This window comes from Streptomyces sp. F001 (assembly GCF_004187715.1).
Taxonomy (GTDB): domain Bacteria; phylum Actinomycetota; class Actinomycetes; order Streptomycetales; family Streptomycetaceae; genus Streptomyces; species Streptomyces flavusporus.
Genome location: NZ_QZWF01000079.1, coordinates 1 through 7,307, shown reverse-complemented (window position 1 = coordinate 7,307; position 7,307 = coordinate 1). Strand labels below are relative to the sequence as shown.

The 7,307-nt window shown below is 68.9% G+C and carries 9 protein-coding genes and 1 pseudogene; 4 read left to right on the top strand and 6 right to left on the bottom strand.

Annotated features, from left to right (window positions below; genetic code table 11):
- Together StrepF001_RS43600 and StrepF001_RS43595 are read right to left on the bottom strand one after the other, a co-directional pair.
- Positions 1-322 (bottom strand): annotated as a pseudogene (locus StrepF001_RS43600) (cation-translocating P-type ATPase); the annotation flags it as partial.
- 99 nt (positions 323-421) lie between these two features.
- Complete coding sequence (locus tag StrepF001_RS43595; RefSeq protein ID WP_129803612.1) at positions 422-688, bottom strand: DUF2530 domain-containing protein; 267 nt, start codon at positions 686-688, stop codon at positions 422-424.
- Between the two features lie 118 nt (positions 689-806).
- Here StrepF001_RS43595 and StrepF001_RS43590 point away from each other — a divergent pair, with 118 nt between their 5' ends.
- On the top strand, positions 807-2,258 hold the full coding sequence (locus tag StrepF001_RS43590; protein ID WP_129803611.1) for an NCS2 family permease: 1,452 nt from the start codon (positions 807-809) through the stop codon (positions 2,256-2,258).
- 16 nt (positions 2,259-2,274) lie between these two features.
- Here the strand turns inward: StrepF001_RS43590 and StrepF001_RS43585 are convergent, their stop codons facing one another.
- On the bottom strand, positions 2,275-2,463 hold the full coding sequence (locus tag StrepF001_RS43585; RefSeq protein WP_129803610.1) for a ribbon-helix-helix protein, CopG family: 189 nt from the start codon (positions 2,461-2,463) through the stop codon (positions 2,275-2,277).
- Between the two features lie 148 nt (positions 2,464-2,611).
- Here StrepF001_RS43585 and StrepF001_RS43580 point away from each other — a divergent pair, with 148 nt between their 5' ends.
- Positions 2,612-3,049: a MarR family transcriptional regulator gene (locus tag StrepF001_RS43580; RefSeq protein ID WP_129803609.1), complete on the top strand. Its 438-nt coding sequence runs from the start codon at positions 2,612-2,614 to the stop codon at positions 3,047-3,049.
- Positions 3,050-3,076: 27 nt separating this feature from the next.
- The gene (locus StrepF001_RS43575; RefSeq protein WP_129803608.1) at positions 3,077-4,450 is read left to right on the top strand and encodes an MFS transporter; all 1,374 of its coding nucleotides are present in this window, start codon (positions 3,077-3,079) and stop codon (positions 4,448-4,450) included.
- Between the two features lie 18 nt (positions 4,451-4,468).
- Here the strand turns inward: StrepF001_RS43575 and StrepF001_RS43570 are convergent, their stop codons facing one another.
- Positions 4,469-5,056, bottom strand: coding sequence for a Uma2 family endonuclease (locus tag StrepF001_RS43570; RefSeq protein ID WP_129803607.1), 588 nt, complete (start codon positions 5,054-5,056; stop codon positions 4,469-4,471).
- 109 nt (positions 5,057-5,165) lie between these two features.
- On the opposite strand from StrepF001_RS43570, the gene thpR reads away from it, so the two are divergent.
- The gene (thpR, locus tag StrepF001_RS43565) at positions 5,166-5,738 is read left to right on the top strand and encodes an RNA 2',3'-cyclic phosphodiesterase (RefSeq protein WP_129803606.1); all 573 of its coding nucleotides are present in this window, start codon (positions 5,166-5,168) and stop codon (positions 5,736-5,738) included.
- A gap of 139 nt (positions 5,739-5,877) precedes the next feature.
- Here the strand turns inward: thpR and StrepF001_RS43560 are convergent, their stop codons facing one another.
- Positions 5,878-6,873, bottom strand: coding sequence for an aldo/keto reductase (locus StrepF001_RS43560; protein WP_129803605.1), 996 nt, complete (start codon positions 6,871-6,873; stop codon positions 5,878-5,880).
- Between the two features lie 41 nt (positions 6,874-6,914).
- Complete coding sequence (gene yidD, locus StrepF001_RS43555; protein WP_129803613.1) at positions 6,915-7,172, bottom strand: membrane protein insertion efficiency factor YidD; 258 nt, start codon at positions 7,170-7,172, stop codon at positions 6,915-6,917.
- Positions 7,173-7,307 lie beyond the last annotated feature (135 nt).

The following is a 7,307-nucleotide window of genomic DNA, read 5'->3' as shown; positions in this document are numbered from 1 at the left end:
AGTCGAGGGTCTTCTTCGCCCGCCACTCCTGGATGATGCCGATGCCGGTGTTGGCGAGGATCACGAAGCCGAACAGGCTGTCCTGGATCGGCGCGACGAACAGCATGATCACCCAGAGCACGCCGATGATCGCGTTGAAGCGGGTGAAGACGTTCGAGCGGATGATGGCGGCCATCGACCGGCTGCTGCGCACCGGTACGTCGTTGACCTGCCCGCGCGCCACCCGCTCGGCGACCTCGGCGGCCGTCAGGCCGGTCGTCACCGACGGCACGGGGGCGGGGTGCGCGGGACCGAGCTCGGCGTCCGCGTCGATGTGCGTCATGCATTCGACGGTACGTGCGGATGTGGGGCTTCACCCCCGGAGTGGGCGGAAGATCCGACTACGGGAGGACTGCCGTAGTGCCCTGGGCGTACGGAGGGCTCAGGGTGTCGCCGGGGTTTCCTCGCGCGCCGACCGCTTGATCGCCGCGTCCCGTCGGCGGACGTACCAGATGCCGAGCAGCCCCAGCCCTCCGCCGGCCAGGCAGGTCCACAGCCACCAGGTGTGCCCGTGGTCGTCGAACCAGCCGTAGAACGGCAGCTGCACCAGGAAGAGGACGAACCAGACGATCGTGCCGCCGGTGATGGTGCCGACGACGGGGCCCTCCAGGGGCTCCGGTGCCTCGTGCTTGGGGGTCCACTTCGCCATGGAGGACAGCTTACGAGGCGATCAGGTCTACGCGCGGAGATGGCCGATCCCGGCGTCATATGTTCATACTGAAACGGTTTGTGTCTGACCACTTCTCTTCGTAGGAACCACCAAAAACATGCCCACCTCGGCCCCCGCCAAGGTCCCCGCCCCTGAACAGCCGGGAGCCAGGCCCGCATACGGCGCACTCGACCGTTTCTTCAAGATCTCCGAGCGGGGCAGCACGCTGCCGCGCGAGATCCGCGGCGGTTTCGCCACCTTCTTCGCCATGGCCTACATCATCGTGCTGAACCCGATCATCCTCGGCAGCGCGAAGGACATGTACGGCAACCAGCTCGACAACGGCCAGCTGGTCACCGCGACGGCCCTGACGGCGGCGTTCACCACGCTCCTCATGGGCGTCATCGGCAACGTGCCGATCGCGCTGGCCGCCGGTCTCGGTGTGAACTCGGTCGTCGCGCTCCAGCTCGCCCCGCGGATGTCCTGGCCGGATGCCATGGGCATGGTGGTGCTCGCCGGTTTCGTCGTGATGCTGCTGGTCGCCACGGGCCTGCGTGAGCGCGTGATGAACGCCGTGCCCTACGGACTGCGCAAGGCCATCGCCATCGGTATCGGCCTGTTCATCATGCTGATCGGCCTCGTCGACGCCGGCTTCGTCTCCCGTATCCCGGACGCCGCCCAGACCACGGTCCCGCTCCAGCTCGGCGCCACCGGTCACCTCAACGGCTGGCCGGTCCTGGTCTTCATCCTCGGCGTGCTGCTCACGCTGGCGCTGATCGTGCGCAAGGTGTCCGGCGCGATCCTGATCTCGATCGTCGCGATGACCGTCCTCGCGGTGATCATCAACGCCGTCGCGGACATCCCCTCCTGGGGCCTGACCACCCCGAAGTGGCCCGGCAACCCGGTCGCCACCCCCGACTTCGGCCTGATCGGCGAGGTCAGCCTGTTCGGCGGCTTCGCCAAGGTCGGCGTGCTGACCGGCATCCTCTTCGTCTTCACCGTGCTGCTGTCGTGCTTCTTCGACGCGATGGGCACGATCATGGGCGTCAGCGACGAGGCCAAGCTGACCGACGCCCAGGGCCAGATGCCCGGCATCAACAAGGTCCTCTTCGTCGACGGCATCGCGGTCGCCGCGGGCGGCGCCAGCTCCTCCTCGGCCACCACCTGCTTCGTGGAGTCCACGGCCGGCGTCGGCGAGGGCGCCCGGACCGGCTTCGCGAACGTGATCACCGGATCGCTGTTCGCCGTGGCGCTGTTCCTGACCCCGGTCGCCACGATGGTCCCGTCCCAGGCGGCCACCCCCGCGCTGGTCGCGGTCGGCTTCCTGATCCTGGCCGGTTCGGTCAAGGAGATCGACTGGGCGGACTACACGATCGCCGTTCCGGCCTTCGTGACGATGCTGATGATGCCGTTCACCTACTCGATCACCAACGGCATCGGTATGGGCTTCATCACCTTCGTCGTCCTGCGCCTGGCGGCCGGACGGGGCCGGGAGGTCCCGGCGGCGATGTACGTGGTGGCGGCGGTGTTCGCCTTCTACTACCTGATGCCGGCACTGGGTCTGACCTGATGCCGCACGGGGGCCGTCAGGTGACCCCGTAGAACCTCTCCGTCTCTTCGACCGCCGACTTGAAGCGTTCGTCGAAGTCGTCCCGAATGAGCGTCCGGATCACATAGTCCTGGACGCTCATTCCTCTTTTCGCCGCGTGGTCCCGGAGCCGTTCGAGCAGCTCCCCGTCGATCCGCAGGCTGAGCACACTGGTCCCCATGGACACGAGGGTTGCAAGGCGACCCAGTGGTGCGTCACTTTCCGGAAGTGACTCACTCGTACGGGTGATGATCCGGTTTCAGTGGCGGGGATCACGGGCACCTGTGCGTGTCGCCACTGGTCTTTAGTTAGAGTAATGAGTTACCCTAAAGAACATGCCGGACCTTACCCATGGCGACGACGCGGCCGCCGTGAACTCTCTTCGCTCCGCCGTGATGCGGCTGTCCCGTCGGCTCAAGCACCAGCGGGTCGACGAGTCGCTGAGCCCTACCGAGATGTCGGTGCTGGGCACCCTGGCTCGCTGCGGCACGGCCACCCCGGGCGAGCTCGCCCGTAAGGAACATGTGCAGCCGCCGTCGATGACCCGCATCGTGGCGCTGCTCGAGGCCAAGGGGCTGGTCCGGCTGGAGCCGCATCCCGAGGACCGGCGCCAGAAGGTCGTCACGCAGACCGAGCGGGCCGAGGCGATGCTCGAGGAGAGCCGCCGCAAGCGGAACGCGTTCCTGGCCTCGCTGGTCGAGGACCTCGACGAGGACGAGTGGGCGAAACTGCGCGCCGCCGCCCCCGTACTGGAGAAGCTCGCACATCTGTAACCGCACCACCGGAGGAGGCGAACCCCTTTGAGTACGGGACCCGGAGCACACTCCGCCCCCGCACCGACCACCCACGACACCCCCGAAGACCCCGTGGAGGACACCCGTAAGTCCTCGATGTTCAGCTCCCTGAAGATCCGCAACTACCGCCTCTTCTTCATCGGCCAGGTCGTCTCCAACACCGGCACCTGGATGCAGCGCATCGCCCAGGACTGGCTGGTCCTCAGCCTCACCGGCTCCGCGACGGCCGTCGGCGTCACGACGGCGCTGCAGTTCCTGCCGATGCTGCTCTTCGGCCTCTACGGCGGCGTCCTCGTCGACCGCCTCCCCAAGCGCCCCACCCTGCTGGTCACCCAGGCCGCGATGGCGATGACGGGCCTGGCGCTGGCGTTTCTCACGATCACCGGCCATGTCGAGGTCTGGCACGTCTACGTCGCCGCCTTCGCCGTCGGTCTCGCCACGGTCGTCGACAACCCGGCCCGGCAGTCCTTCGTCTCCGAGATGGTCGGCCCCGACCAGCTCCAGAACGCGGTCAGCCTGAACTCCGCCAACTTCCAGTCCGCCCGCATGGTCGGCCCCGCCGTCGCGGGTCTCCTGATCACCGGCGTGGGGACCGGCTGGGCGTTCCTCTTCAACGGCCTGTCCTTCGTCGCCCCCATCGCCGGCCTGCTGCTGATGCGCGCCCGCGAACTGCACCCCGTCCAGCGCGCCCCGCGCGGCAAGGGACAGCTGCGCGAGGGCCTGGCCTACGTCGCCGGCCGCCCCGAGCTGGTCTGGCCGATCGTGCTGGTCGGCTTCATAGGGACGTTCGCCTTCAACTTCCCGGTCTACCTGTCGGCCTTCGCGGACGAGGTCTTCCACGTCGGCGCGGGCACGTACAGCCTGTTCAACACGCTGATGGCGGTCGGCTCGGTGACCGGTGCCCTGCTCGCCGCCCGACGCGGCACGGCCCGGCTGCGGCTCCTGGCCGCGGCGGCGCTGGTCTTCGGCACGGTGGAGATCGTGGCCGCGGTGACCCCGTCGCTGTGGCTCTTCGCCCTGCTGATGATCCCGCTCGGCCTCTTCGGCATGACGGTCAACGTCACCGCCAACACCGGCATCCAGATGGCCACGGATCCGGCGATGCGGGGCCGGGTGATGGCCCTGTACATGATGGTGTTCCTCGGCGGCTCGCCGGTGGGCGCGCCGATCGTCGGGTGGATCACGGACACGTACGGTGCGAGGGTCGGTCTTGCGGTCGGCGGTGCGGTGGCCGCGCTGGCTGCCGTCGTGATCGGCCTGATCCTGGCCCGCGCGGGCGGGCTGCGGCTGTCGGTGGGGTGGAACTCCGGGCATCCTCGGGTGCGGTTCGTTCCTCGGGGGGAGCGGGAGGAGCGGGAGGAGCTGGCTGCGGCGGCGTGACGCGGCGGGCCGACGGCGTCAGTCGCGGGGGAACTCGTCGGTCTTGAGGACGAGGCCGAGGTGGGTGGTGGTCATGTCGACGTCCCCGCCATAGGTGATGGACGTGTCGCTCACGTAGTCGCCGTCCTTGGGCTGGGTGAACAGGCGGCACTTGCCTGTGTAAGGGTCGGCGATGAGATAGACGGGGACTTCGGCGAGGGCGTATGCGGTCTTCTTGGGGCCGTAATCGTTCTTGGCCGTGTCCGTGGAGATGACCTCGGCGACGAACTCGATGTCCTCGTAGCGCCAGCGGCCTTCGGAGTTCTTCTGGGCACCGTCGCGCAGCTTCGCCACGTCCGGGGCGAGACCGTTCTTGTGGCCGGGGAAGTCGATGCGGACGTCTGACAGGACCTTTGCACGCCTGCCGAAGCGGTCCTCGATGGCCCAGATGATCGCTCGAATGGTCTCCCAGTGGATGTCCCGCTGCGGCGACATGTAGATGGTCCCCTCGACGATCTCGACCTTGTATCCCTCGGGGACGGGCATCTTCTCGAGCCGCTCGAACATTTCGTCGAGCCAGCGCGTGTCGCTCTCGGCCATCGCGATCCTGTCTTCAATGACGGTCATCGTGGCGCTCCTCCCCGGCCGCCCCGGACGGATGCAGCCGCGCGGTACAACGATACGCACGGTGACGAGGGCACGCCCGAGGTCGTGACACGCAGGGCAGACTGGGTTCATGAGACTCTTCGCCGCCGTCGTGCCGCCCGACGAGGTCGTCCGTGAGCTCGCCGTGGAAGTGGCCGAGCTGAAGAGGCTGCCCGGCGCGGACGGGCTGCGCTGGACCGGGCGGCCCGGGTGGCACTTCACGCTCGCGTTCTACGGGGAGGTCGACGACGACCTCGTACCGGAACTGTCGGCCCGGCTGGAGCGGGCCGCGCACCGCACGCCGGCCTTCCCGCTGGCCCTGCGCGGTGGCGGGCAGTTCGGGCACGGGCGGGCGCTGTGGACGGGCGCCGAGGGTGATCTGGTGACGCTGGGGCTGCTGGCCGACCGCACCGAGGCGGCAGCGCGGAAGGCGGGTGTGCCGATGGGGGAGCACCGCCGCTACAAGGCCCACCTCACGGTGGCCCGCAGCCGGTACGGGGTGAACGTGCGGGCGTACGTCGACGCGCTGGCCGGGTTCGGGAGCCGTACCTGGACGGTGGACGAGCTGGTCCTGGTCCGCAGCAACCTGCCGAAGTCCGGGGTGCCGGCCGAGCAGCCCCGGTACGAGGCGGTCGCCCGCTGGCCGCTCGGCGGCGCCGGTTAGTCTCGATACGTGGACCCGAAAACCCGGAACCGGATCATGGCCGGTGCGCTTGTACTGATGTTCGTGGTGGTGGCGGTGGCGGCGGCGTTCGGAGGGTAGGCCGCCGCCACGCCCGTGCAGTGCTGTGCCTTGCAGTGCCTTACCAGGCGAACGCCTCCGGAGACGGCCCCGGTCCCGGGAAGATCTCGTCCAGCCCGGTCAGCAGTTCCTCCGACAGCTCCAGCTCCACGGCACGCAGAGCCGACGCCAGCTGCTCGGCGGTGCGCGGGCCGACGATCGGGCCGGTCACGCCGGGGCGGCTGAGCAGCCAGGCGAGGGCGGCCTCGCCGGGTTCCAGGCCGTGCTTGTCGAGCAGGTCCTCGTACGCCTGGATCTGCGCGCGTACGGCCGGGTCGGCGAGGGTGTCGGCGGCCCGCCCGGAGGCGCGTCGGCCGCCCTCGACCTCCTTCTTGATCACGCCGCCGAGCAGGCCGCCGTGCAGCGGCGACCAGGGGATGACCCCGAGGCCGTAGTCCTGCGCGGCCGGGATGACCTCCATCTCGGCGCGGCGCTCGGCGAGGTTGTAGAGGCACTGCTCGCTGACGAGGCCGATGGTGCCGCCGCGGCGGGCGGCGACCTCGTTGGCCTGGGCGATCTTGTAGCCGGGGAAGTTGGAGGAGCCGACGTACAGGATCTTGCCCTGCTGGACGAGGACGTCGATGGCCTGCCAGATTTCCTCGAAGGGCGTGGCCCGGTCGATGTGGTGGAACTGGTAGACGTCGATGTAGTCCGTCTGCAGCCGCTTCAGGCTGGCGTCCACGGCTCGGCGGATGTTGAGCGCGGAGAGCTTGTTGTGGTTGGGCCACGGCTCGCTTTCGTCCAGGCCCATGTTCCCGTACACCTTGGTGGCGAGGACGACCTTGTCGCGCCGGTCGCCGCCCTTGGCGAACCAGTTCCCGATGATGCGTTCCGTACGGCCCTTGTTCTCGCCCCAGCCGTAGACGTTGGCGGTGTCGAAGAAGTTGATCCCCGCGTCCAGGGCCGCGTCCATGATCGCGTGACTGTCCGCTTCGTCGGTCTGCGGTCCGAAGTTCATCGTGCCGAGGACCAGTCGGCTGACCTTGAGGCCTGTGCGTCCGAGCTGCGTGTACTTCATGGGGGCAAGCCAACGGCTTGGAGTTCGCTCTATGCAAGGAGTTACCGCGACCGCGCCGGTGGCACCGGGTCCAGCCCGCCCCGCCGCCGCGCCCGCTCGGGCGTACAGCGCAGCAGGCGGCCGAGGGTCAGCATGCCGCCGCGCAGTGCGCCGTGGCGGTGCAGTGCCTTGATCGCGTACGTCGAGCAGGTGGGCGTGTACGGACACCGGGCGGGCAGCTTCGGGCTGATCTCGTGGCGGTAGCGCGCGACGGCTGAGTAGAGGGCGCGGGCGGCAGCACCCCGAGGTGTGGGGGGCAGCCGGGTCGGCGACGCGGGATGCGGCCCCGAACAGGGTCAACAACGCCGGGAGCGCTGACGTGCCGTTCGTGGATGGGGAGCTGTTGCGGGAAGTGGTGGGACGGGTGTCCGGCGTCCGACGGTGACCGTGGGGGC